Here is a 24,907-nt window from a genome sequence, read left to right as displayed (position 1 = left end):
CCCGCCCCTCAGCCGGGCGGCCACGACGTGACCGAAGGGCCCGGCGTCGGCATGCCCCGGTCGGGGTGGTGGGCGAGCCACCGCTTGTGCGCCGTCGCCCACAGCTTGGAGGCCCGCATGGACTCCAGGACGTGGTTGACGAACCGGGCCAGCGCCAGGCTGTCCGGGTTGTCCCGGGCGAACGCGAAGGCGTGCGGCTCGTCGGTGAACCAGGTGCACGGCCACCTGCCGTCGTGGTAGCGGCAGAACGGGTCGTTGTTCGGAGGCGGCTCGGTCACCAGCGCGGTGTCGGTGGCCATCTGGGTAAAGCCGAGCAGGATGTTCTCGTCCGTGCTCACCCCGTCGACCTGGCCCTGACGCAGCATGACCAGGCAATCGATGGCGTGGGCGGCCTGCACCGGCACCGGCCGTCGACCGCTCGCCGTCCGGTAACCGACGATCATCGCGAGGGAGGTGGTCTGCGCCGCCGCGCAGATCCGACGGCCGCCGAGCTGCTCCAAGCCCGCGTACTCCGGGAGACCATCGGGGCGACCGTCCTTGCGCCGAACCAGCACCGTCTGGCCCGAGTCGAGGTAGTCGTTGGAGAAGATCACCTGCTTGGCGCGCTCACAGGACGCCGTCAGGGAGGTGGCGATGAAGTCGACCCGGTCCGGGTGGTTCGCCTCCAGCATCGCGAAGGCGCCCTGGCCAGGCGGCACCACCTTGAAGACGATCCGCTTCCGCGGGTCCGCCTCCCCCGGCCAAATGGCCCGGGCCACCGCCAGCACCAGGTCGATGTTGAAGCCCTCGAACTGCTGGCTCTCGGCGTTCCAGTGGCTCATCGTGGCGTCGGACAGGTCGACGCCCACGACCAGCCCCTCCCCCGGCCCCCGGCCCAGGACGGCCTGCGGCGGGGCGCTGCTCGGCGCGAAGCTGCTGCGCACCGTGCAGATGGCGTTGGCCGGCCCGTCGCTCGTGGGGAGCTGCTTCGTGTCCGGGGGTACGGCGGGCGGGACGGCCGCCGGGGACGGCGGGGCCGCCGTGCACGCCGCCGGGGCCAGCAGCAGCACCCCGGCCAGCGCCACCCGGACCGCCACCCGGACCGCCACCCGGACCGGCGCCCGGACCGGCGCCGGCCGCCGTCGGCCGAAGGGGTGGGCCACCGCTCGCGTTGTCGCCTGTGTCGTCATCGGCCCACCGCCCGTCTCACCGGTACTCGACCAGCCGTTGCCGTAACCCGAGGACGACCGCGGCACCGGCGAGCAGTGCCACCCAGCCGGCGGTCCCGCCCCATTGGCGCGGTGCCGCCTCCAGGCGCTCCACGCCCGCCGTGACCAGCTTGTCGCCCTCGTCCAGCCGGTTCGTCAGGGTGGTGGTCGCCGTGTCGAAGGACGCCCCGGCACGCCCCCCGTCCAGCACCGCGTCCACGGCCTCACGGAACGCGTTCGGCTCCGAACTCTGCCGGGCGGTCCAGACGGCGGCGAGGGTGCTGCAGTCCACCCCGTCCGGGCCGTCGCAGAGGCGCCGGCCGTCGAAGTCCCGGTGGTGGCCGGCCGGGTCGACGCTCGCGCCGAGCCCCAGGTAGATATCCGCCCGTCCCGCCAGCAACGCGCCGAGCCGCTGCTGGGTGGCGCGCTGCTCGTCCACCGCCTGCTCCAGCGCGGGGAGCCGGTCGGCGGCGGTCGGCCAGTGTGACCACGAGGCGACGGCCATGGCCAGCACGGCCACGACGCCGACGGAGGCGGCCAGCAGGCCGATGTTGAGCCGGCGGCGGGTGCGCCGCCACAGCCACCACTGCACGGCGACGAGCGCCGCCAGCGTCAGCAACGGCATCAGCAGGGAGGCCGCCACCCACCACCGGGCCTCGTCGCGGGCATTGCGCAGCAGTCTGGTGTCGTAGCCCCACAACGCCTGGGCGGCGGTGAGCAGCTGGGTGGCCAGGTAGTGCGAGGCCTCCCGGGCGTACGCGGACGCGAGCACCCCCTGGGTGGTGGCCGTTCCCCGCGCCTCGGCCACCGTCAGCGCGTCGGCGAGGATCCGCTGGTAGACCTGGAGTCGGGCGGCGATGGCCGCCAGTTTGGCCAGTCGGTCCGGGTCGTCGACCGCCGCGCCCATCGACGCGTTCAGCGCGTGCTCGACCTCGTGGATCTTCCGTTGGTAGTTCGCCCTGAGCCCGGCCAGCCGGTCCGCGCCGGGCGGCAGCAGGAACGCGGCGCTGGCGGCGACGTCGGCGTCGGCCAGGCCGACGTAGATCTGACGGGCGCTCGTTCCGGTCCGCGCGGCGGCCGAAGCGGACCGTTCGCCCAGCGTGCTGGCCGGCCCGCCCGCGCCCAGGGCCACCACGGCCGTGGCCACCAGCAGGGCCGCGAGGACGATCCCATGGACGATGATCCGGGCGGGGGTCGTACGGAACGGGTCCCGCCAGCCCGCCGGGGCGCCCCGGTCCGGGTGCGCCGCGCCACGGGTCAGCGTCGCGGTCGACGACTCGGCCCTACGGCCAGCTTCCACACGTACGGTCATCCGCGCCCCCGTCCACCCCCGCCCCGCGCCGCCTTCGGCTCGCCCGCCGGGTCGTGGCCGGCGCGGATGGGCACCGGCGGGGAAGACCCAGGATGGCAGAGCAGCCGGGCGGCCCGCCGCACGTGTCCAGTATCCGACCGGTCACGATCGGTGCAGGCGGGGAACGCGCCCCGCCCGCACGGGGTCACCGCCGCGGCTCACCTCCTCCGGCGGTCGAGCCCGTTCCGGCCTATCCGCCGTCGGCCGGGCCCGAGCGGTCCGGCCCGGCTGCGGCCGAACGCTTGGCGACCACCACCGCAACGCCGTCGAGCACCCGCTGGAGGCCGAACTCGAACGCGTACTCCGGCCCGTACGCCGCGCCGTGCTCCTCACCGGCCGCCGAGCCCACCCGGGAGGCCGTCGGGTAGCTGCCCGAGTTCACGAACCTCTCCAGCCAGGGGGCGTGCGACTGCCACCACTGGCCGTCCGTCATGCCGGTCTCACGCTCCAGGTCGGCCACGTCCAGCGCGGCTTGCGCCGCGCTCTTGACGTGCCCGAGGACCAAGGTGAGCACGGCGTCCATCTCCACGTCGTTGAGGCCGATGTCGGCCACGGCGCCCAGCTCGTAGTCGTACTTGGCGAGCAGGTTCGGGCCGAGCACGGGCCGGCTGGTCTCGGCGCGCAGCAGCCACGGGTGGGCGCGGTAGAGCTTGAGGTTCTCCCGGGCGACCTGCTCGGTCCGGGCCCGCCAGCCGCCGGGGACCTCCGCCGGGCGCGTCATCTCGCCGTAGAGCGTGTCGACCATGACGTTGAGCAGCTCGGCCTTGCCCGGCACGTACGTGTAGACCGACATCGTCCCGACGCCCAGCGCCTCGCTGACCCGACGCATGGTGAGCGCGTCGATCCCCACCACGTCGGCGATCTCGATCGCCGCCCGGACGATCCGGTCGACGCTGAGCCCCGGCCCGGCGCTGCGGCTGGTCGGCTCCCGGGTGCGCCAGAGGATGGCCAGGCTGCGGGCGGGGTCGATCTTGCCCTTGCGCTCGTTCGGCATAGTGCCGCCAGCTTACCGGGAACATACCGTACCGCGTACGGGCTGATTGGCGTCCGCACCGATCAGCCCGTTGCGGGTCAGACGGACTGGAACTCGACGGCATGGCCGGCCGCCCAGCGGGCGAGCGGCTCCCCAGCCGCGATCAGGACGGGCCGGGACCCCAACCGGCCGGCCGCGGCGAGGACGGGTCAGTCCCGGGGCAGGTCGAGCAGGGCGTCCGCCGGGTCGAGGCTGGGCGGACCCGCCGGCCACCACTCCCCGGACCGCTTCCGGAACGGGTACCAGCGGCCGTCCTGGCCGTACCGCACCTGGACGTCGCGGCCGATGGTCCACCGGTTGCGCCAGCTCTTCACCTCGGGCGGAACGCCGTCACCCTCGCCCGCCTCGCGCAGCGCATCGGTGGCCCGGGTGATGAGCTCCTTCGGCGGGCTGAACACCGCGTCGACGACGTACACGCCGGCCGCGCCCGCGTACTCCCAGGCCTTGATCGCCCGGGGCAGTTCGGCCGCCCGGCCGCTGGCCTCGCCGAGCCGCTTCGCCGCCCGGGAACGGGGCATCCGGGCGGCCAGCCGCACCGCGTCCTGCCAGGCGTCGGGCTCCGGGGCGAGCACCTCGTCGGAGGTCGCGGCGAGCAGGTGCCGGGCCCGGGCCGCCGCGTCGGCGGCGAGCACCCCCAGCGCCTCGGTGTCGATCCCGGCCGCCTCGTGCTCGGCGAGCAGCGGGGCCAGCGCCATCGGCTCACCGGACACCGGCCGGGGCGGCTCGGGCAGCGGGACCGGCGGCGCGGCGTACGCCTCGACGGCGGGCGTACCGGCCAGGGCGTCGTCGTCCGCGACGGCGATGGACCGGCGGGAGTTGCGCTGACGCAGCTCCTCGATGAGCTCCGCCTCGCCCCTGCCCCGCAGCAGCAGCAGCACGAACGGGTCGCGGTCGAGCAGCCAGGACGCCTGGTACGACAGCGCGGCGGCGTGCCGGCAGGGATGGTCCCAGGACGGGCAGTCGCACTCCGGTTCGAGGTCGCCGAAGCTGGGCAGCAGGCGCACCCCGGCATCGTCGGCGGTGTTCACCAGGTCGTGCGGCATGTCCCGGTCGAGCAGGGCGGCGATGTGCCCGGCCTTCGCGGCGACCGTGTCGAGCAGCCGGTCCCACTCCGCCTCGGCGAGGGTGCCGACGCGCACCACCGTCTCGTGCGGGGTGTACTGGTCGCCGTCGTGCACCGGCGCGGAGATCCGGCCCGGGCTGACGGTGATCGCCCCGACCTGCCCGGCGAAGGCGTACCGGCGGCCCTTCTTGAGCTGTTCGGGGTCGAGCGCGGTGCGCTCCATCGCCTCGATCCAGGCGTTGCCCCACCAGGTGTCGGCGAACTTCTTCCCGATCCGTCTGCCTGGCCCGAACGCCGGGAAGCTGCGCGCCCGCTTGTCGTCCTCGCAGCGCCCGGTGTCGCCATCGGGCTCCAGCTCGTCGTCGGACTCGTCGGACTCGTAGTCGAAGTCCACGTCCCGCCCCCTCATCCCTCGTCGCGGAGCTGCACGAGCCGGAACAGTTCGGCGTCGGACAGTTCGGTCAGGGCGGTCTCGCCGCCGGTGAGCACCGCGTCGGCCAACTCCCGCTTGGACTCCAGCAGGGCGGCGATCCGGTCCTCCAGGGTGCCCTGGGCGATCAGCCGGTGCACCTGCACGGGCTTGGTCTGCCCGATCCGGTACGCCCGGTCGGTGGCCTGTTCCTCCACCGCCGGGTTCCACCACCGGTCGTAGTGGATGACGTGGTCGGCCCGGGTCAGGTTGAGGCCGGTGCCGGCCGCCCTGAGGGAGAGCAGGAACACCGGCACGTCGCCGGCCTGGAACCGGCGCACCATCTCCTCGCGCTTGGGCACCGGCGTACCGCCGTGCAGCAGTTGCGCCGGCACGCCCCGCTCGGCCAGGTGCCGTTCCAGCAGCCGGGCCATCTGGACGTACTGGGTGAAGACCAGCGCGCCGCCGTCCGCGGCGAGGATGGTCTCCAGCAGGTCGTCGAGGAGTTGCAGCTTCTCCGACCGGCCGGTGAGCCTGCCGTGCGGCTCCTTGAGGTAGTGCGCCGGGTGGTTGCAGACCTGCTTGAGGCCGACCAGCAGCTTGAGCACCAGGCCGCGTCGGGCGATGTTGGTGCTGCTGGCCCGGATCTCGGCCATCACCTCGCCGACCACCCGTTGGTAGAGCATCGCCTGCTCGCCGGTGAGCGAGACGAGGTGGTCGGTGACGGTCTTCGGCGGCAGCTCCGGGGCGATGCCGGGGTCGGACTTACGCCGGCGCATCAGGAACGGCCGGGCCAGCCGGGACAGCCGCTCCACGGTGGCGCCGTCCCGGTCCACCTCGATGGGCCGGGCCCAGGTCGCCCGGAACGCGCCGATCTTGTCGAGCAGGCCGGGGGTGGTCCAGTCGAGGATCGCCCACAGCTCGGAGAGGTTGTTCTCCACCGGGGTGCCGGTGAGGGCGATCCGGGCTCGGCCCGGAATCTCGCGCAGCGCCTTCGCGGTGCCGCTGAGGCGGTTCTTGACGTACTGCGCCTCGTCGGCGACCACCATGCCCCAGGGGTGGGCGGCGAGGTTCCCGGCGTCGACCCGCATGGTGCCGTAGCTGGTCAGCGCGAACCCGTCGGTCAGGCCGTCGAGGGAGCGGGTGGTGCCGTGGAACCGGCGGACCGGGGTGCCCGGGGCGAACCGCCCGATCTCCCGCTCCCAGTTGCCGAGCACCGACGCCGGGCAGATGACCAGGGTCGCTCCGGCGTTCGCGGGGTCGGCCTGACGGCGCAGGTGCAGCGAGATGACGGTGACGGTCTTGCCCAGACCCATGTCGTCGGCGAGGCAGCCACCGAAGCCGAGCGAGGTCATCCGTTCCAGCCAGCGAAGGCCGCGGAGCTGGTACTCGCGCAGGGTGCCGTTCAGCGCGCTGGGCGGCTCCAGCGGCTCGGGCCCGCCGTCGGGCTCGGCGATTCGCTCGCGCAGCGCGCCCACCCAGCCGTCGGCCACCACCTCGACCCGCTCGCCCTCGACCTCGGTGCTGCCGATCAGCGTCGCGGCCAGGGCGTCGTACGCCTTCAGCGGCTTGAGCTGCCGCTCGCGGGCCTTGCGGGCCAGCTCCGGCTCGACGGCCACCCACTGGTCGCGCAGCCGGACGATGGGCCGTGACTTGGCGACCAGGTCCATCTCGGCGACGGTCAGCGGGGCACCGGCCAGGATGAGCTGCCAGCTCAGCGGCAGCAGCACGGCGGAGCGGAAGAACCCGGCCACCTCGGCGGGCTCCTCGGGCGGGGAGCTGACCAGCACCCGGGCGTTGAGCTCGCGGGAGATCTGCGGCGGCCACTCGATGTCGATGCCCACGACGGCGAGCCGCGCCTCGGCACCGCCGAGGAGGTCCACCAGGTCCTCGTCGAGCAGCTCCAGCTCGACCGGCGCGGCCTCGTCGAGGAGCCGCTCCAGCGGCGGCCACACGGTGGCGGCACGCCGGACGGCGAGCATCGCCTCGAAGGTGGCCCCCTCGCCGAGCCCGTGCTCGTCGCCCTCCCAGAGCGCCGCCGCGTCGCTGACCAGGGTGGGGTCGGCGAGGCTGCGCATCCGTACCACGGCGTTGATCGGCCTGGTGTCGAAGTCGCCCTGCCCCTCCAGCCGCAGCGCCACCCGCAGGCCGGTGTCGACCCCGGCGGAGACCTCCCCCGCCCAGTCACGCAGGTCGTCCACCGGCTCGGGCTCCAGGCTGGTGAACCGGGCGTCGCCGGTCAGCCAGGTCGCGGCGGGAATGCGCGGCAGGGTGTCGGCCACCGCGTCGAGGAAGGCGCGGACCAGCCCCTCCGGGTCGGGCAGCACGAGCTGCTCGGCTCCGGCGTCGACCGGCACGGCGCGGGCCTCGGGCGGCATCGCCGCGGCGAGGGCCCGAATGCGTTCCACGTCGGCGACGTCGAACGGCCCCACCCGCCAGGCGTCCCAGCCCTCCGGGGAGACCCCCGGCAACAGCCGCCCCCGGGCGGCCAGGTGCAGGCCGGTGACCGCCGCCGCCGACCAGAACGCGGCGGCGGGGGTGACGTCATCGGCGTCGCGCAGCGCGACGAGCTGCCGGATCGCGTCGCCCACCGGGACGGCGCAGACCGGGACCGTCCACGCCGCCACGGGGCCGTCGAGGGGCAGCGCGAGATCCAGCTCGCCGCACTCCCCCAGCTCGTCGAACTCCTCCGGCAGGGCATGTCCGGCCGGATCGTAGAGGCTGACCGTGCCGGTCCGGGGTGGGTCGCCCGGCTCGAAGACGACCGCGAACCGCCCGAATCGCACCGTGCCTCCAGGGTGGTCGGGCGGGCGGCGACCGCCTGCCGACGGAGCAACGTTAGCGTACAACGTACCGTAGGCTGACCTACTGCTGTCCCGGCTGGACCGTCGTCGGGGTGGTGGATGGCGATGCGACGCGGCGCTCCGAGAAAACTCATCAGCGACTCAAGGAGCGGTACTTGCTCAACGACAACGGCAGGAAGATCACCGCCAGCGCGATCGGCCAGATCACCGCCATCGCCGGATAGTGCTGGACCACCCAGGATTCGCCGCCCCAGCCGGGGTTGCCGAACAGCTCCCGGATCGCGCCGACGGTCGCCGACAGCGGATTCCACTCGGCGACCGCGCCCAGCCAGCCGGGCATGGTGGCCGGGGAGACGAACGCGTTCGACAGGAAGCCGAGCGGAAACTCGAGGGTCTGCACGCCGGCCACGGCTTCCTGCCCCTTCATCACCAGGCCGAGGAAGATGCCCACCCAGACCAGGGCGAAGCGCAGCAGCAGGATCAGCCCGAACCCGGCGAGGGTGTCGCCGACGCTGCCGTGGGCCCGCCAGCCGACCGCGAGGCCGGCCAGCACCATCACCGCGAGGGTGACCACCGCGAAGAGCATGTCGGCCACCGCCCGGCCGATCAGCGGAGCCAGCGGGGAGACCGGCATCGACCGGAGCCGGTCGGTGACCCCGCGGTCCATGTCGGCGGAGACGGCGACCGTGGTGAGACTGATGCCGAACACCATGGTCATGGCGAACATGCCGGGCATCAGGAACTCGCGGTAGCTGCCCCCGCCGGGCACCTGCAACGCACCACCGAACAGGTACGCGAACATCAGCACCATGGCGATGTTGAACCCGAGGGAGGCGATCAGCGGCCCCGGGTTACGGCGCCAGTGCGCCAGGCTGCGCTGGGTCAGGGTGATGCTGTCGCCCAGCAGGGAGGGGCGGCCGGGCACCACGTCCGGCGACGTGGTGCCGGGTAGGGTCGCACTGGTCACGCGGAAACCTCCTCGACGTTCTCCGAACGGGGTGCGGCGGACGTCGGCTCGTCGCCCTTGCCCTTCTTCGCCTTGCCCTTCTTCGCCTTCCCGGCCGCCTCGGCGGTCTGCGGGCGGCGGCCGGTCAGGTGCAGGAACACCTCATCCAGGGTCGGGCGGCGCAGCGCCACGTCCTCGACGACGACGCCCGCAGCGTCGAGCCTCCGCAGCACCTCGGTGAGCGCGGCGGCCCGGTGCCCGACCTGGGCGCTGACGAACCGCCGGTCCGCGTCGACCTCCGGCTCGGCGGTGGCCACCTGGCGGAGTTGCGCGGTGGCCGCAGCCAGGTCGGCGGCGTCGTGCACGACGAGGTCGATCCGGTCGCCGCCGAGCCGGGCCTTCAGGTCGTCGGGGGCGCCCTCGGCGATGACCTTCCCGTTGTCGATCACCGAGATCTGGTCGGCGAGTTGGTCGGCCTCGTCGAGATACTGGGTGGTGAGCAGGACGGTGGTGCCGGAACGGACCAACTCCCGGACCGACTCCCACACCTCGTTGCGGCTGCGCGGGTCGAGCCCGGTGGTCGGCTCATCGAGGAAGAGCACCGACGGCGTGAGGATCATCCCGGCGGCCAGGTCGAGCCGCCGCCGCATGCCGCCCGAGTACGCCTTGACCGGCTTGTCGCCGGCGTCGACGAGCCCGAACCGCTCCAGCAGTTCGTCGGCGCGCTGCTGGGCGCGCTTCGTGCCGAGGTGGAACAGCCGGCCGAAGATGACGAGATTCTGGTGCCCGCTGAGCACCTCGTCCACCGCGGCGCCCTGCCCGACCAGGCCGATGCGGTAACGCACCTGGTCGGCCTGACGCGCCACGTCGAAGCCGGCGACCTCGGCGCGGCCGGAGTCGAAGCGCAGCAGAGTGGACAGGATCCGCACGGAGGTGGTCTTGCCGGCCCCGTTGGGTCCGAGCAGGCCGCACACCGTGCCCGGCCGGACCTGCAGGTCGAAGCCGTCCAGGGCGTAGGTGTCCCCGTACCGCTTGCGCAGCCCTTCCGCGACAATCGCGTAATTGCCCGCTGTCACGTCGCTCCTTCCTGAAAACTCCACGGGAACCTGTCGATGACGGTTAACGTACGACATACGGTAGCGCATACGGTGGCCCGTGCGGCAGCAACTCGTAGTAGGCGAAGGAGAGTCCGCCGTCGTGGGAGACGGTGAACGCCTGCCGGCGTTCCAGCTCCTCCAAGGGCGGGCCGGCCGTCGCCGTCGCCGAGCAGCCCGGTCGCACCGCTGGGCGGCCGGGGTCTCGAAGAAACAGTGCGTCCAACGAGGCGATCAGCCTCGACCGGATGAGACTCGGCGACGAATGGCGCGCGGCCCCACCCCCACCCCCACCCCCGCTCCACCCGCAAATACAGAGAAAGAGTGGCTGTCCGACGCGCGATAGCCACTCTTTCTCTGTATTTGCGCACCGAAGGGGTGGGGGTGGGGCGTCGCGAGCGCTCCTCGGGATTTCGGGCACGGAATTGCCGCCGGCGGCGACAACCGTTTCGCCGGCATTCGACGGGCCGATCGGTTGCCAACTGCCACCGGGAGGACGATGTTCGAATGCTGCGGTGCGGCAAATACGCGCACGACGGCGGCGGCGGCACGCACCGAGGGTGCCCGAACTGATCACCTTTAATGCCCCGACGCACCCCTCGACCTCCGCAAAGGCCCACCCAGCGGGCCATCCGCGCGATTGGTGCCAGGCCGCCCGGGACCGCCCCATGTCCACCACAGTCCCATCTGGACGACCTGTCCGGATGCGGAGCTTTAAGACTGACAGAGACCCTCGCGTGGCCTTTATCTGACTATTCCCCTAAGGCGTCCACAGACAGTGGATTCGGCCTTATGTAGACCAATTCATTCGACGCATTTAAACATTGTCAAAGATCTTTACGGGTGCTCTAATGATGGCGACGTGAGCGAGATCGCCACGTCAGTCCCGCTCAATTCGTTGGAGGCCGCCATGGACAAGAAGATCGAGACGAGGCGCAAGCCGGCCAAGGTCGTCGTGCGCAAGCTCGAGAAGCTGGAGACCACCGTCGCCATCATCGACCCGGGCTGCCGCAACGACATCTGCGGCTGATCGGACCCAGGGCCGGGGCGCGGATCGCCGCGCCCCGGCCGCACCTTCGGACGAAGGAGTTCTGCGGGCATGCGGCGACCACGGATCAAGGGCATCCACAAACCGGTGCGACTGACCCCGACGCTGATCAACATCGGTGGTCGGCAGGTGGGCATCGGGGCGGAGATCGACGACGAGGACGGCTGCCTCTGGTCGCTGCTGCGGCTGATGGACGGTACCCGTACCCGGGCCGAGATCGTCGGGGCGCTGACCGCCGAGCGACCCGAGATGACCGCCGACGAGGCGTCCGACGCGATGGACACCATCATCAACGCCGGGTACGTCGAGGACGCCGCCGCGCCGCCCCCGCCCAGCCTGAGCCCGGCCGAGGTCGACCGGTACGAGCGGGCGTTCACCTACCACGCGTGGGTCGACCTCACCCCGCGCCCGTCCCGCTTCGACGTGCAGGCCCGGCTGAAGGCCAGCCGCGTCGTCGTGGTGGGCCTGGGCGGCACCGGTTCGGCCGTGGCCTCCTCCCTCGTCGCCGCCGGGGTCGGCACGGTGCACTGCGTCGACTTCGACGTGGTCGAGTCGGGCAACCTCACCCGTCAACTCCTCTACACCGAGGAGGACATCGGTGCCCCGAAGCTCGGCGTCGCCGTGGACCGGCTGCGCCGGATGAACTCCTACGTGACGGTCACCGGCGAGGAGACCCGGGTCGACTCCACCGAGTCGATGGTGGCCCTGATGCGCGACCGGGACCTGCTCGTGCTCTGCGCCGACCAGCCGCTGCACACCATCCGGGAGTGGACGAACACCGCCGCCCTGCACACCGGCACCCCGTGGATGATCGCCCAGTACGCGGGCCCGATGGCCGTCGTCGGCCTGTTCGTCCCGGGCCGGACCTGCTGCCAGGACTGCCTGCCCAGCGTCAACGACCGGCTCCGCGACCAGCACGGCGCCGAGCCGGAGGAACTGTTCGAGTTCACCGGCCACGCGGTGATCGCGCCGTCGGCCAACCTCACCGGCCACCTGGCCGCCCTCGACGCCGTGCACCACCTCGGCGGCATCCCCGCCAGCACGCTCGGCCGGATGTACCACCTGAGCCTCACCGACCTGACCTACCACTACGTGGTGAACCCGACCCCCGGGCACAAGTGCGAGACCTGCGGCTGGCTCGGGGAGGAGCGGTGATCGCCCTGGACGCCGACAGCCGCCCCCGGGTCGGCCACCTGGTCGTCCGCGAGGAGGATGCCGACGAGTACGTCGTCGGCGACCCGGCCACCGGGAACTTCGTCGTCGTACCCGAGGTCGGGGCCCGACTGGTGCGGCTGCTCGCCGCCGGCCGGACCGTCGCCGAGGCCGCCGAAGAGGTGGAGCGGGAGACCGGGGAGGCGGTTGACGCCCTCGACTTCGTCGAGGTGCTCGTCGACGCGGGCATCATCGACGGGCGTACCGCCGAGGACGCGGCGCCGCCCGTGGCCCGGCACTGGTCGGTCTCGCGGATCCCCGCCCGGGTTGTCCGGCCGTTGTTCGGCCGCGTCGCCTGGGCGGGGTACGCCGGCTGCCTCGTCGCGACGGTCGTGATGTTCGCCGCCGAGCCGTCGCTGCTGCCCACCTACGAGGACACCTTCATCTTCCCCGACATCGTGCTCAGTCTGCTGATCACCAACGTCGTGGTCATCGCCCTGACGATCGTGCACGAGGTCTGGCACGCCCTCGCCGGGGCCGCCGTCGGCGTGCCGTCGCGACTGCGCATCGAGCGGCGCGGCATCTTCCCGGTTCTGGAGACCGATCTGTCGGGGCTATGGGCGCTGCCGCCCGAGCGCCGCTACGGCCCGTTCCTGGCCGGCATGGCGATCGACTGCGTGCTGCTGTTCGGTGCCGTCGCGCCCCGGTTCGCCTGGTCCCGCGGCTGGATCGACCTGCCCCCGGGCCTGGTCCGGTTCCTCGCCATGGTGGTGTTCAGCCAGGCGGTGAAGCTGGCCTTCCAGACGCTGGCGTACCTGCGGACTGACATGTACCTGGTGATGGCCACCGCCACCGGCTGCCGGAACCTGCACCAGGTGACCCGGCTGTCGCTCAAGCGGCTGGTCCGTCGGCTCGACCCGCAGGAGGCGGCGATCCTGCGCGACGCGCACGCCCGGGACCTGCGGGTGTCCCGCTGGTATCGGCTGCTCTACGTCGCCGGGCTGATCTGGATGGCCTGGTTCGTCGTGCACTTCCTGTGGCCGAGCGCGAAGGTCACCTTCGGCTGGGCGGCGGGCGTCCTGGTCGGCGCGCCGTTCGCCAGCTCCTACTGGTGGGAGGGGATCGCCCTGTTGCTGTTCACCTCGCTCAACGTGCTGTTGCCGCTCGGGGTGGTCGTCCGCAACCGGATCCGGGGCGGGAGGGCCGCCACGTGAACCGCCCCTGGTTGGGCACGCTGGTCAGCGTCGTGGTCACCACCCTGAGCGTGTTGACCATGTCCAGTCTCGGCCTCGGGGTGGCCCTCGGGTTGGCCGACGACACCGCCGCGCTGCCCTGCGACCGGATGCCGGGTACCCCCTCGCCGTTCGAGGGCGACCGACATGTGGCGTACGAAGGAGCGGCGCACGCCCCGTACCGCACGGTACCGCCCACCTCCGGCCCGCACTCCCCCCGCGTGGTCACCCCGGGGATCTACCGGGAGCCGGTGCTGGAGGAGTTGCAGGTGCACGCCCTGGAGCACGGGCACGTCCTGGTTCAGTACGCTTCGGACGTCTCCGCCGCCGACGTCAGCGCCCTGGAGCGCCTCGGCCGTCGGTACCCCCGCGACGTGGTGGTGGCGCCCTACCCGGCGCTGGACCATGGCATCGGGCTCAGCGGCTGGCAGCGGCTCCAGCGGCTCGACGGCCTCGACGAGAAGGCGGTCAGCGAGTTCGTCACGAAGGTCGCCGGTCGCTACGACCACTCCTGGCAGCACGGAGCGACGGACTGCGTACCGGCGTGACGGGTCCTGTCCGTGCCGCCCCACGCCCGGCCGAGCACGACGGCAGCGGTTCAGCCGGTGGGCATCGGGGCCGGCACCGCGCTGCTCATCCGGCCCGGGTCCCAGTACGAGTCGTCTGGGATGGGCAGCACCGTACTGGTCGCCCCGACGTCACCCAGGGTGCCCGACGGCCCCGCCGGTGACTCCCCCGGGCCAGCTCGGCGGGCCACCACCCCGGCCACCACCACGGCGACCACCACCACGGCGATCGCGGCCCCCACCACCGCACCCCAGCCCCGCTTCATCGCCCGCTCCCCTCCGTCGCGGCCCGGCCCGCACCGGGCCGGATCGTCGGCCACCCGGTCGAGGACCGGACGACCCGTTGCTTGGACGCACCCCGCCCCCGACCGGATCCAGCGGATCACGGTCGGGGGCGGGAACCACCCGATCGGGTGACTCAGGTCCGGTTCGCCACCGAGACGTAGACGTCCCACACGGCGGTGTCGAAGTAGGAGCTTCGGTTCACTCCGGCGCCATCCAGTGTGCTCATGATGCCGTCGACGTTGCCCAAGGTTGTCGAGTCGCTGTACCCCTGCAACCAGAGCGACCCGCTCGAGCCTCCGGTGAAGCCGCAGTTCATGGCCATCTTGTTGCCGGACTGGTACGAGTTGCCCTGGCAGTACTGCTGCCACCCGCCGTCGTAAGGCGGCGCCGCCGGATAGGCCAGAATGGTGATGAACTGCTGGTAGGGGTAATTGGCCATGATCCCGTTACCACCGACCACGTTGACCAGGGCCTGGTTGGAGGAGTTCGGCCACACGGTGATCCAGGAGACGTCACGGCTGAGGTCGCTGCTGTTGATCCACGCATTGAACGTGGTCAGATACTTCGCCGACCACTGGCCGTACGGCGCGCTGCCGTAGTTGTAGTAGGGGACGAAAACCCAGTTCTGCATCCACTGGCCGCCCGCGCCGCCGTGCACGCAGTGCCCGGCGCTCATCACGAGCAACTTGGAGCCGCTGTTCACGGTGCCCGCCGAGCAGACGTAGTTCCCGCCGTTCGCCGGGTTGTAGAAGAAGACCTTGCCGACCGTCGCGGAGGCGTTGACATTGGTGCCCATGCCGCCTCCGGCGGCCGTCTTGCCGAGAGCGTTGCTCGACACGGTGGGCGCGGCGGCCGGCACGGAGCGGGCCGGACCGGTCGGGCCCAGGGCCGTTCCGGACTTGGTGTCGGCCTTCTTGACCAGCGTGTCCGCCGAGATCGCGGTCCGCATCCGCTCGGGGGTCCAGTAGTTGCTGGCCTGGTCGGCGACGCTCTGGCCGCTGCGGGCGGCGGCGGCGGAGACGCTCGCCTTCGCCGTGCTGGCGGTCGCCGCGCCGGAGGCGTCCTGCTCGGGGGCGGCCTGTGCCGCGCCGGCACCACCCAGGGTCATCACCGCAGCGAGCGCGGCGGACGCGGTTACCGCCGCCACCCGCCGAATGTCCGGAAAGTGCATTCGTTCTCCCTCCACGAAGTACATTGGCGCTTGTCGAAGCGCCTGCACAGCATGGGGGACATCTGAACAGGAACGTAACCTTCCCGGAGCGTCAAGTCTGTCGCTGACAGTGTGTCAGTGACATGACTTACCGTGGTTGACCAACATCGAAGAGTGATAGAAGGTCGGTAGCAGTTCCGGACCAGCGTCGATTATGTGGGGAGAACGCCGATGGGCCGGCTCACCCGTCCACTCGTGCCAACGGGTCCCCTGGCCGATTTCTACGAGCAGCTGCACGAACTCCATCTCGCCGCCGGCCAGCCGAGCCTGCGCCGGCTGCAACAGTTGACCCGGGCCGAGCGGCGGCCCCGGGGGATCAACCCGACGTCGATCCACGCGGCCTTCGTCCGCCCCCGCCTCGCCCGTTGGGAGGTGGTGGGCGAGGTCGTGCGGGCGCTCGGCGGCGATGTCAACGCCTTCGCGGCGCTGTGGCGCCAGGCCCGCCGCTGCCAGTCGCAGGACGACGGTGAACCAGGCACTCCGGGGCCGTGGACACCCGCCGGGATCGGTCCCGTGCCCCGCGAGCTTCCCTCGGAGGTGCTGCCGTTTACCGGGCGTGGCCCCGCCCGTGGCGCCCTCGACAGCCTGCTCGCCGAGGGCGCGGCCCGCGGGGCGATGACGACCGTGCTGCTCACCGGCGCACCCGGGATCGGCAAGTCCGCGCTGGCCGTGGAGTGGGCGCACCGGGTGGCCGGGCGCTTCCCGGACGGTCAGCTCTACGCCGACCTGCGCGGCGACGGGTCGGGGCGACCGCCGTCACCGACGGAGGCACTGACCGCCTTCCTCAACGCCCTCGGCGTCGCCACCGCCGACCTGCCCGGTACGCCCGCCGCGCTGGCCGCCCGCTACCGCACCCGGATGGCCGGCCGCCGCGTCCTGGTGCTGCTGGACAACGCGGGCACGACCGCACAGATCCGCCCGTTGCTCCCCGCCTCGCCCGGCTGCCTGGTCCTGGTGACCAGCGGGGACAGCCTCGCCGAGCTGGTCGTGCGGCACGGTGCACGCCGACTCGTCCTGGGCCCACTGAGCGTCGAAGCCGGGGTAGAGTTGCTGCGCGGGCTGCTCGGCGACCGGGTCGACGCGGAGCCCGAGGCCGCGTACGAGCTGGTTCGACGCTGCGGCGGTCGGCCGCTGGCCCTGCGGATCGCCGCGGAGCGGGCGACGGCCCACGACGCACCCACGCTGGCCGCCCTGGCCGGGGCGCTCGCCGATCCGGCGCTGGCGGCCGAGCGGGACCGCGGCTGGCCGGCGCTCCTGCGCTGCCCCGTCGACTCGCCCCGGTTGGCGGTCGGCTGACCAGCCTCGACCGGGCCCGCCGGGGCGGACGTCCTCGTCGCCGACCGGCCGGGTCCTGCGGCACCGCCCGGGACCGCCCTCAGTCCTCGGCACGCCAGCGGTAGAACTCCTTGGCCACAGCGTCCTCGGGGCCGCGCCAGGTGTCCGGGTTGTATGGGGTGATGAACGCGCTGAGGTCCTCCATGATCTGGGCGAAGGCCGGCTTGGCGTGACTCTCCCGCATCGCCTGGGCGAACGCCGCGTCGGTGCGTTCCAGCAGGTGCAGGTAGACGTCGTCGATCGAGTACAGCCAGCGCCCGGCAACGCCCAGCTCGATCGGCAGCAGCCCCGCGTCGGAGTCACCGAAGACGCGCGCGACGTGGGGCTCGGCCCCGGGCTTGATGCGGGCGACGATGACCGTCAGGTTCCCATCGGCCGACTCCGACGTTTGCGCCGAGCTCTGGTCCGGAACCCAGCTGTAGAACTCCTTGGCGACGGAGTCGGACGGGTTCTGCCAGTTCTTCGGGTACGGCGTCACGTACGGGGCGATGGCCTCCGCGATCTGCTGGAACGCGGGCAGTCCCCGGGCCTTGCCCAACGACGCCCTCGGGTCGATGTTGCGCTCGATCACGTGGATGTACAGGTCGTCCAGCGACAGCAGGGTCCGGCCGATCACGCCGAGGTCCTGCGGTCGGGTCGTCTTGTCGTAGTAGCCGAAGACGTCGCCGACGATGCCCTCGCTGCCGGGCACGATGTGACAGACGATCACGGATCGGAAGACCATGGCTGCTCCTCAGGTGAATGAACATTGACCGGGTGGACGGTGACCGGGTGGACGTGGGTCTCCGGTGGTCGATCGGCCGGGCCATCGGGCGGGTGTCAGGCGTCGAACCGAACCGGAAGCTCCAGCAGGCCACGGAACGGCGACGCCGCCGGCAGCCGGTGCAGCTCGGCCACCGGCACCGCGAGCCGCAGCTTGGGCAGCCGGCGCAGCAGGGCCCCGAGGGCGAGCTGCGCCTCCATCCTGGCCAGCGACACCCCGAGGCAGTAGTGGACGCCGTAGCCGAAGCCGAGGTGCGGGCCGCGCTCGCGGCGGAGGTCCAGTCGGTCCGGGTCGGCGAAGTGCGCCGGGTCGTGGTTCGCCGAGTTGATCACCACGCCGACGACCGACCCGCGCGGAATGCAGACGCCCTGGTAATCGACGTCCTCGGCGGCGATCCTGGGGCTGGCCACCGGCAGCGGGCCGTCGAACCGGAGCAGTTCCTCGATCGCCGACGGCAGCAGCTCCGGCTCCGCGCGCAGCAGTTCGAGCTGGTCGGGGTGGGTCAGCAGGGCGACCACGGCGTTGCCGAGGAAATCCGCGGTGGTCTGGTGCCCGGCGAAGAGCAGCAGGAAGGTGGTAGTGACGAGCTCGGCCTCGGAGAGCTCCCCGTCGTGGTCGCAGGCAGCGATCAGCGCACTGATCATGTCGTCGACCGGGTCGGCGCGTCTGGCCCGCACCAGGTCGGCGAGATAGCGGTGCAGCCGCAGTTGGGCCTCCTGCACGGCCGCCCTCTCCTCCTGCGGGGTCCGGTGGGACGACCCGGACGTCCTGATCACCTGCGTCCAGTCGAGGACCCGCTCGTGGTCGGTCTCCGGTATCCCGAGCAGGTCGCTGATCACCATCATCGGCAGCGGAATGGCGAACTCGCGCATCAACTCGGACTCGCCCCGCGGGATGATCTTGTCGATCAGGTGCTCCACCAGCTCGGCCACCCGGGGCCGCAGCGCCTCGATCCGGCGCGGCGCGAACGCCTGCGACACGATCCGCCGCAGCCTGGTGTGCTCCGGCGGATCCGAGTTGAGCATGTTCTTGTTCAGGCCCTCAGAGTTCGGCCCGAAGAGCCGCAGGTAGTGCTGACCGGGGCCGTAGAGGTCCTTGGACAGCCGGGGGTCGGTCAGCGCCGCCCGGGCGTCGTCGAACCTGGTGACGAGGTACGAGTCGAACCGCGGCGAGCTGACCGGGCAGACGGGGGTGTCCGCCCTCAGTCGCGCGAAGGTGGGATAGGGGTCGGCAGCGAACTCGTCGGTGTAGAGCTCCGACCCGAGGACGGGCTTCTCGGTCATCACGACTCCTCGGACTCACCGCGCACGACGTACAGGACCTGGTAGGTGTACCGCTGCGCGGACTCGCGGAGCTCCCGGACCACGCGCATGAGGTGGTCGCGGTCTTCGCTTCGGCCGAAGGCGTCCAACCGCTCACGGTCCGCCCAGTCGCTGACGATCAGATAGCTGCGGGGATCGTCGGCGTCACGGATGAGGTCCTGGTGCAGGCAGCCGTCGAGAGTACGGATCTTCTCGGCGGCCGAGAGCCACGCCGCCTCGAACCGCTCCTCGCAGCCTTGCCTGGTACGCATCGCGAGCACCGTACGCACTGTCGTCATCCCACGACTCCCCGTGCCCGCCGCATTTCACTCATGAGGTCTCCTTCGCCGGCCTGTGCGAGGGAAAGTCTGCGAGGTCCGCCGTCACCCCAGCGTCACGAGGCGCCAAAAACCACGGGCATCCTGTGACACTTCGTTGACACCTCTGGCCTGCCACCCGACGGCGGCTCCACCGGTTGGCGGCCGGTGACGACGGCTACGGCTGCCCGGGAGCGCAGTTGTTGCTCGTCCGCCTGACCGTGTATTCGGTGTCGTCGTGGGTGATGCCGGACGGGGCGCCGTCGAAGTGCGTCTCGACCTTCTCCCAGCCCCGGCGCTGCTCGTAGTGCAGGTGCGGTGCGCCCGAGTTGCCGGTGCTGCCGACCCGCCCGATCTGCTCGCCCCGGGCGACCCGCTGACCGACCCGGACCGGCGGCGCTTCGAGCAGGTGGAGGTACTGCGTCTCCCACCTGCCACCGTGGTCGATCTTCACCCAGTAACCGCCGCCCCGGCCGCGTGGGCCGTCCGGGTCGTCCGGGGTGCGGCCACCCACGGAACCGTTGATCCCCGCCTCGGTGACCCTGCCGGCGTAGGAGGCGAGCACCGGCCGCCCCCACGCCTCACCCTTGGTGGGGAAGAGGTCGACGTCGTAGTCGTCGTGGCCGGGGTAGGTGCCGAGCTGCCAGGTCTCGCCGCAGGCAACGGGAAGCTGGAACAGCGGGCGCGGGCCCGGTTGCCGCAGCAGCGGAACCACGACCACGGCGAGGGCGAGGCCGACGGCGACCACGCCGAGCAGACCGACGACGCGGACGACCCTGCTCCGGACGGAACGGCGGACGCGGTGCCTGCTCGGGTGGCCGGTGCTCACCGTCCGAAGCATGACAGACGCCGGCAATCGGGCCCGTCGAGCCCGCCGGCGCCGTGCCGACCTGCGGTCATGGCGTGGCGGCAGCGGGACAGGTCGGTGCCGTGCCGACCTGGATTCGTCGGGCCGTGGCGTGGCGGCAGCGGGACAGTTCGGTGCCGTGCCGGCCGACGATCATCGGGCCATGGCGTGGCGGCAGCGCGCCAGTTCCGCGCGCAGGTCGCGGCGCAGTGCCCGGTCCAGGCCGGGCTGATCGAGCGCGTTGGCGAAGTCTCCGGCGGCCTCGTCCCACCGCCCGAGCCGCATCAGCGCCGTGCCCCGGTTGTAGCGGGGCACCGGCGCCGCCGACAACATTACCGCCCGGTCCAGGTCGGCCACGGCGGCGGCCACGTCGCCGCATTCGAACCGGACGGCGGCGCGGTTCGTCCACGCCTCGACCAGCTCCGGGTCCCCGGCCAGAGCCCGGGTGAACAGCTCGTCGGCGTCGGCGGGGCTGCCGCGCTCCGAGCGGACCAGTCCGAGGGTGCAGAGCAGCGCGGGCTCCTGCGGAGCCAGGGCCAGCCCGGCCCGCGCACCCGCCTCGGCCGCGTCGAACGCGCCGCGCCGCAGGTGCAGGTTGACCAGGGCGATCCGGGCGTCGAGGTGCCCGGGGTCGATGGCGAGCACCCGGTCCAGGTCGTCGCGCGCCCGCTCGGGGCGGCCCCGCTCCTGCTGGAGCACCGCCCGGTTGTAGTACGCCTCGGGCAGGTGCGGGCCCAGGCGGATTGCGGTGCCGTAATCCTTGATCGCGGCCCGCGACCGCCCCGCCGCCCGGTGCAGGGCGGCCCGGTCGACGTAGTACTCGCAGTTGCCGGGGTCGTGCGCGATCACGGTGTCAAGGTCCGCCAGGGCCCGCGCCGGTTCACCCAGGGCCAGGTGCACCTGCGCCCGGTTGTGGCGTAGCCGGGCCAGGTCCTGCGGGCGCTCGCCGGGGCCGAGCACCGCCGCCAGCCGGGCCAGCCCGTCGTCGATCAGCCGCAGGGCGCGGTCGGACACACCCGCCTGGTTGTCGAGCAGCGCCAGGCCCTGCTCGTAGAAGACGGTGGAGACCACCCGCTGCTGCCGGTCGTCCAGCCCGGCCGCGAGATGGAGCGCCCGTTCCAACCAGTCCCGCGCCTGCGCCGGGTCGCGGTCGGCCACCGGCAGATGCCGGGCGTAGAGCATGGCGGTGGCGTACGCGGCCGACATGGTGATCTTCGGATCGTCGGTGGCGGCGCGCGCCTCGTGGTAGAGCTCGAGTGCCTCGGTCGCCTCGTCCAGCGCCGCGAGGGCGGTGGCCAGGCCGGTGGTGAACGCCCACCAGTGCCGCAGGTCGCCCGCCGGGGTCACCATGGCGCGCCCGCGCCGGGCGGTCCGGGCGGCGTGGTGGTAGAAGCCGCCGGCCAGACTCTCGCCCAGCGCCGTACGCAGCGATTGCGGCGTCGGATCGGCCGCTGCCGTGGGGTCGGGGCCGCCGTCGCGCAGGTCCAGGCTCAGCAGGCCCGGACGCCGCGGGGACGTCCCGAGGCTGCGGGTCAGCGCGTCCAGCAGCTCGCCGGTGGTCTCGTCGGCGCTGCCGACGTGGTCGAACCGCACCGTGACCGGGTGCCGGAGCGTGCGGGCCCAGGCCGCCACGAACTCCGTCGCGCCGTACGCCAGGCAGGCGGTGCGCCGGGCGGGATGAAACCGGATCGGCTCCTCCTCGGCGGCGGGCCGCGCCGCGTGATCCAGCCGGGGCGCGATGGCGTTCAGCTCCACCGTGTGGCGGGAGGCCAGACGGGGACGGTCGGCGGCGATCCGGGCGAGGAAGTCCGCGACGCCCGCGTACGGCCCGTGGTCACGGTGGCAGTCGTGGCCGCCCGGCTCGCCGGTCACGGGCGGACGGTCCGCCACAGGGGCGGGCGCCCGAGAGCGCCCGCCGCGCCGGGAACTACCAGCACCACTCGAACCAGAGTCGGCGGGCGCCGGAGAGCAGGCGGAGCGAACTCTTGCGGTGGATGGCCATCTTCCTCATAGTGCACCTCCATTGTGGTTCACTTTTAGACTGGCCCAGAGCGTAAACCCGATCATCATGAATGTGAAGGCTTCTCGTGATCGCGGTAGACATGGGGATTCTCGCGATCTTTGGCCGGATTCCGCACGTCGGCCAGAGCCACCTCCGTTGTCTGCCGTCCGTCAGGTCCAGTCGTCTGGGCGGAGCGTGGCGAGGAGGAACGCGTGGACGAGGCGACCGGCATCACCGAACGGTGTGTCGCCATCAGCCGGGCGGCCTTCGGACGAGGCGACCTGGACGCGGCACTCGCCGATCTGCACCGGCTCCCCACCGGGCTGGCCGTCCGGGGCGTCCTGGCGGCCGACCTGATCTCCGCGCTCCTGCGCTCCGGCTCGCCGACAAAAATCTGGGACCGGACACGGCAGATCGCCGAACTGCTGGAGATCGCCGAACGACACCCGCCCGACACGGCGGAGTGGCCACAGATGCGCGCGAGGGCCCGCACCGTGGCGCTGCTGCGGGCCGGCGCGGCCGGGGAGGTGGCGGACGACCGGGCAATGCTCGCGGAACTGGACTCCCTCCTCGACCAGGCCGGCGGTGGCGACGACCCAGCGAGCGCGCCGCTGGCCGGCGCGGTCCGGACCGTCCTCACCTACCTGCGGGCTCTCGACAGCGGCGACGAGGCCGCGCTGCGACGCTTCCCGGACGAGGTGGCCCGGCTCCGGGACCGGCTGGCCGGCGACCCCGCCATGGCGCACTTCGCGGACATCTTCGCCGGTCTCGTGGACGTCATCGGGGCGATCCAACGGGACGAGGACCCCCGGCCGTCCCTCGGCCGGATCCGGCAGGCCGCCGAGCGCCTGACGCCGGGCGACCCGCTACGGGCCGCCGTCGAGGAGGCGGCGATGCTCGCCAATCCGATAATCGCGATGTACGACGGCAGCTCGGATGCCCCGGCGCCCCCGATCACCGACGAGCAAATCGCCGCCATGACAAGCCTGACGCTGCGGCCGGATCTCGGCGCGGAGGGCCGGGCGGCCTACCACGGGGGCGTCGGCGGCGCCGCCGTCTACTCCGGCTGGGGGGACAACCCGGCCCGCGTCGAGCAGGGCATCGAGCATCTCCGCACGGCGGTGGCCCTCGCCGGCCCCGACAGCCCCAAGCGCCCGGTCCACCTGCTGGGGCTCGCGGTCGCCCTGTACCACCGCAGCGACCTCACCAGCTCCACCAGCGACGTCGAGGAGGCGGACGAGCTGCTCGAACAGGCGCGAACCCTGGCCGGCGGGCCGGCGCACCCGATGTGGGGGGCCATCAACGAGATGCTGTCGTACACCCGGCGGCGGCGCGGAGCCGTGCCGGACCCGCACAAGGTGGCCCTGGAAGGGCTCCAGGAACATGCCTGGAAGGTGTTGCTCCAGTCCGACCTGCCGGCCGCGAACCTCGCCGCGCGCCGGGCGGCACGGGAGGCGACCGACGTCGCTCGGCAGTGCCTCATGTTCAACGACCCGACCGACGCCATCCGGGCTCTCGACGCCGGCCGGGGACTCGCCCTCCACGCGGCCACCGAGGTCCGTAACATCCCCCGCCGCCTCGACGACGCCGGCCGGCCCGACCTCTCGCGCCGCTGGCGGGAAGCCGCAGCGGCCGGCTCGGCGGAGAGTCTCCCGACCGGCCTGCGCCACGAGGTACTGACCGTGCTCGCCGCCCCGGGTGGCGGCGGGGTGCTGCTCGACGCGCCGGGTCTCGACGAGATCCGCACCGCCCTGGCCGCCCTCGACGCCGACGCGCTCGTCTACCTGGTGCCGGGGGACGGGCCGGTGCCGGGCTTCGCGGTGATCGCGCCGGAGCGGGGACCGACCGGTTACATCCCCCTGCCCAACCTGCACGTCCGCAACGACCTCGACGTCGAGCGGTACCTCACGGCCCTGGCCCGGCGGGACGCGGTCATCGCGGACCCGGGCCGGGACCTGACCGCCCTCGACGACGTGACCGACTTCGCAGCCAGCCTCGACTCGGTGTGCGACTGGGCCTGGCGGGCAGCGATCGGCCCGCTGGTGGAGCGGTACCTGCCCACGCTCGCCCGTCCCGACGCCGGCCGGCCGCCACGGGTGGTCCTGGTGCCGATGGGGGAACTCGCCCGGTTCCCGTGGCAGGCGGCCCGCCGGTCCGACGGCACCTACGCGGTGCAACTGGTCGCGTTCTCGCAGGCCGCCTCCGCGCGCATGCTGTGCCACTCGGCCGCCCTCGCCCCCGTGCCGTCCGCGCCGGTCGGCCTGGTAGTGGGGGACCCGGACACCGGCAACATGGCGCCGGACCTGGCTGCGGCCCGAGCCGAGGCGTACGCCATCCACCGGTCCTTCTACCCCGGCGGGAGGTACGTCGGCCGGCGGGTGGACGGCTCGACGAGCAGATCCGGGCCCGGCAGCGTCGACGAGGTCCGGGACTGGCTCACCAGCACCAGCCCGGGCTCCGGCGCCATGCTGCACCTCGCCTGCCACGGCGTCATCAACACCGACCCGGAGTCCGCCACCTCCTACCTTCTGCTGGAGGGCGGCGGGCGGTTGACCGCCGAGGAGCTGGTGGAGCTGACGGCACGGTCACCGGAACGCGCCATCGGCCTGATCGTGCTCGCCGCCTGCCGCACCGGCCAGGCGATCAACGGGTACGACGAGGCGTACAGCCTGGGCACCGCGTTCCTCGCCGGCGGGGTCCGGTCGGTGCTCTCGACCCAGTGGGCGATCCCCGACCGGGCAACCTCGGTGCTGATGTACATGTTCCACCACCACGTGAGGGCCGAGGGGCTGCCCGCGTGGGAGGCGCTGCGGCGGGCGCAGATCTGGATGCTCGACCCCGAGCGGTCGCTCCCGGACCGCATGCCGGAGCGGCTCCGCCAGCAGTTGCACCACGAGGAACTCGCCCAGGTCGCCGCCTGGGCCGGATTTGTCCACTGGGGATGGTGAGCCGCCGGATGGTG

Annotated in this window: 20 protein-coding genes; 6 read left to right on the top strand and 14 right to left on the bottom strand. The window is 72.5% G+C overall.

Annotated elements, in window-relative coordinates; genetic code table 11:
• Positions 1-8: 8 nt before the first annotated feature.
• From SNR22_RS03225 to SNR22_RS03195, 7 genes are all read right to left on the bottom strand, one after another.
• Entirely contained in the window at positions 9-1,169 is a 1,161-nt protein-coding gene (locus tag SNR22_RS03225; protein ID WP_320064898.1) for a transporter substrate-binding domain-containing protein, read from the bottom strand.
• A 16-nt stretch (positions 1,170-1,185) separates the two neighbouring features.
• Positions 1,186-2,499 carry a hypothetical protein gene (locus SNR22_RS03220; RefSeq protein WP_320064897.1) on the bottom strand — a complete coding sequence of 438 codons (1,314 nt, stop codon included), beginning with the start codon at positions 2,497-2,499 and terminating at the stop codon, positions 1,186-1,188.
• A gap of 229 nt (positions 2,500-2,728) precedes the next feature.
• Positions 2,729-3,532 (bottom strand): TetR/AcrR family transcriptional regulator, encoded by an 804-nt coding sequence (locus SNR22_RS03215; protein ID WP_320064896.1) that lies wholly within the window; start codon positions 3,530-3,532, stop codon positions 2,729-2,731.
• A gap of 188 nt (positions 3,533-3,720) precedes the next feature.
• Positions 3,721-5,028, bottom strand: coding sequence for an SWIM zinc finger family protein (locus SNR22_RS03210; RefSeq protein ID WP_320064895.1), 1,308 nt, complete (start codon positions 5,026-5,028; stop codon positions 3,721-3,723).
• Between the two features lie 11 nt (positions 5,029-5,039).
• Positions 5,040-7,829, bottom strand: coding sequence for a DEAD/DEAH box helicase (locus SNR22_RS03205; protein WP_320064894.1), 2,790 nt, complete (start codon positions 7,827-7,829; stop codon positions 5,040-5,042).
• 151 nt (positions 7,830-7,980) lie between these two features.
• Positions 7,981-8,814, bottom strand: a complete 834-nt coding sequence (locus SNR22_RS03200) for an ABC transporter permease (RefSeq protein ID WP_320064893.1) — start codon at positions 8,812-8,814, stop codon at positions 7,981-7,983.
• Positions 8,811-9,869, bottom strand: a complete 1,059-nt coding sequence (locus tag SNR22_RS03195; protein ID WP_320064892.1) for an ATP-binding cassette domain-containing protein — start codon at positions 9,867-9,869, stop codon at positions 8,811-8,813. The genes SNR22_RS03200 and SNR22_RS03195 overlap by 4 nt, the downstream gene beginning before the upstream one ends.
• A gap of 880 nt (positions 9,870-10,749) precedes the next feature.
• On the opposite strand from SNR22_RS03195, the gene SNR22_RS03190 reads away from it, so the two are divergent.
• The 4 genes from SNR22_RS03190 to SNR22_RS03175 all read left to right on the top strand — a co-directional run bounded on the left by SNR22_RS03190 (position 10,750) and on the right by SNR22_RS03175 (position 13,867).
• Positions 10,750-10,917 carry a hypothetical protein gene (locus SNR22_RS03190; protein WP_320064891.1) on the top strand — a complete coding sequence of 56 codons (168 nt, stop codon included), beginning with the start codon at positions 10,750-10,752 and terminating at the stop codon, positions 10,915-10,917.
• A 69-nt stretch (positions 10,918-10,986) separates the two neighbouring features.
• Positions 10,987-12,090 carry a ThiF family adenylyltransferase gene (locus SNR22_RS03185; protein ID WP_320064890.1) on the top strand — a complete coding sequence of 368 codons (1,104 nt, stop codon included), beginning with the start codon at positions 10,987-10,989 and terminating at the stop codon, positions 12,088-12,090.
• A complete protein-coding gene (locus SNR22_RS03180) occupies positions 12,087-13,301 on the top strand; it encodes a PqqD family peptide modification chaperone (RefSeq protein ID WP_320064889.1) in 1,215 nt (404 codons plus the stop codon). Before SNR22_RS03185 ends, SNR22_RS03180 begins: the two co-directional genes overlap by 4 nt.
• Positions 13,298-13,867: a DUF3105 domain-containing protein gene (locus SNR22_RS03175; RefSeq protein ID WP_320064888.1), complete on the top strand. Its 570-nt coding sequence runs from the start codon at positions 13,298-13,300 to the stop codon at positions 13,865-13,867. The genes SNR22_RS03180 and SNR22_RS03175 overlap by 4 nt, the downstream gene beginning before the upstream one ends.
• A gap of 50 nt (positions 13,868-13,917) precedes the next feature.
• Here SNR22_RS03175 and SNR22_RS03170 read toward each other — a convergent pair whose 3' ends face one another.
• The gene (locus SNR22_RS03170; protein ID WP_320064887.1) at positions 13,918-14,151 is read right to left on the bottom strand and encodes a hypothetical protein; all 234 of its coding nucleotides are present in this window, start codon (positions 14,149-14,151) and stop codon (positions 13,918-13,920) included.
• A 152-nt stretch (positions 14,152-14,303) separates the two neighbouring features.
• A complete protein-coding gene (locus tag SNR22_RS03165) occupies positions 14,304-15,341 on the bottom strand; it encodes a hypothetical protein (RefSeq protein ID WP_320064886.1) in 1,038 nt (345 codons plus the stop codon).
• Between the two features lie 234 nt (positions 15,342-15,575).
• Between SNR22_RS03165 and SNR22_RS03160 the strand changes: the two genes are divergently transcribed.
• Complete coding sequence (locus SNR22_RS03160) at positions 15,576-16,676, top strand: hypothetical protein (RefSeq protein ID WP_320064885.1); 1,101 nt, start codon at positions 15,576-15,578, stop codon at positions 16,674-16,676.
• 79 nt (positions 16,677-16,755) lie between these two features.
• Here SNR22_RS03160 and SNR22_RS03155 read toward each other — a convergent pair whose 3' ends face one another.
• From SNR22_RS03155 to SNR22_RS03135, 5 genes are all read right to left on the bottom strand, one after another.
• Positions 16,756-17,439 (bottom strand): TcmI family type II polyketide cyclase, encoded by a 684-nt coding sequence (locus SNR22_RS03155; RefSeq protein WP_320064884.1) that lies wholly within the window; start codon positions 17,437-17,439, stop codon positions 16,756-16,758.
• Between the two features lie 95 nt (positions 17,440-17,534).
• Positions 17,535-18,761, bottom strand: coding sequence for a cytochrome P450 (locus SNR22_RS03150; RefSeq protein WP_320064883.1), 1,227 nt, complete (start codon positions 18,759-18,761; stop codon positions 17,535-17,537).
• A complete protein-coding gene (locus SNR22_RS03145) occupies positions 18,761-19,078 on the bottom strand; it encodes a putative quinol monooxygenase (protein WP_413775577.1) in 318 nt (105 codons plus the stop codon). Before SNR22_RS03145 ends, SNR22_RS03150 begins: the two co-directional genes overlap by 1 nt.
• A gap of 196 nt (positions 19,079-19,274) precedes the next feature.
• Positions 19,275-19,937, bottom strand: a complete 663-nt coding sequence (locus SNR22_RS03140; protein ID WP_320064881.1) for a M23 family metallopeptidase — start codon at positions 19,935-19,937, stop codon at positions 19,275-19,277.
• A 159-nt stretch (positions 19,938-20,096) separates the two neighbouring features.
• Positions 20,097-21,815, bottom strand: a complete 1,719-nt coding sequence (locus SNR22_RS03135; RefSeq protein WP_320064880.1) for a tetratricopeptide repeat protein — start codon at positions 21,813-21,815, stop codon at positions 20,097-20,099.
• A gap of 342 nt (positions 21,816-22,157) precedes the next feature.
• On the opposite strand from SNR22_RS03135, the gene SNR22_RS03130 reads away from it, so the two are divergent.
• Positions 22,158-24,893, top strand: a complete 2,736-nt coding sequence (locus SNR22_RS03130) for a CHAT domain-containing protein (RefSeq protein WP_320064879.1) — start codon at positions 22,158-22,160, stop codon at positions 24,891-24,893.
• Positions 24,894-24,907: the final 14 nt, after the last annotated feature.

Source organism: Micromonospora sp. RTGN7 (assembly GCF_033804645.1).
In the GTDB taxonomy this organism is placed as follows: Bacteria; Actinomycetota; Actinomycetes; order Mycobacteriales; family Micromonosporaceae; genus Micromonospora.
Note: the sequence above shows the minus strand (reverse complement) of the source record. Positions and strands in the feature narration are given on the sequence as shown.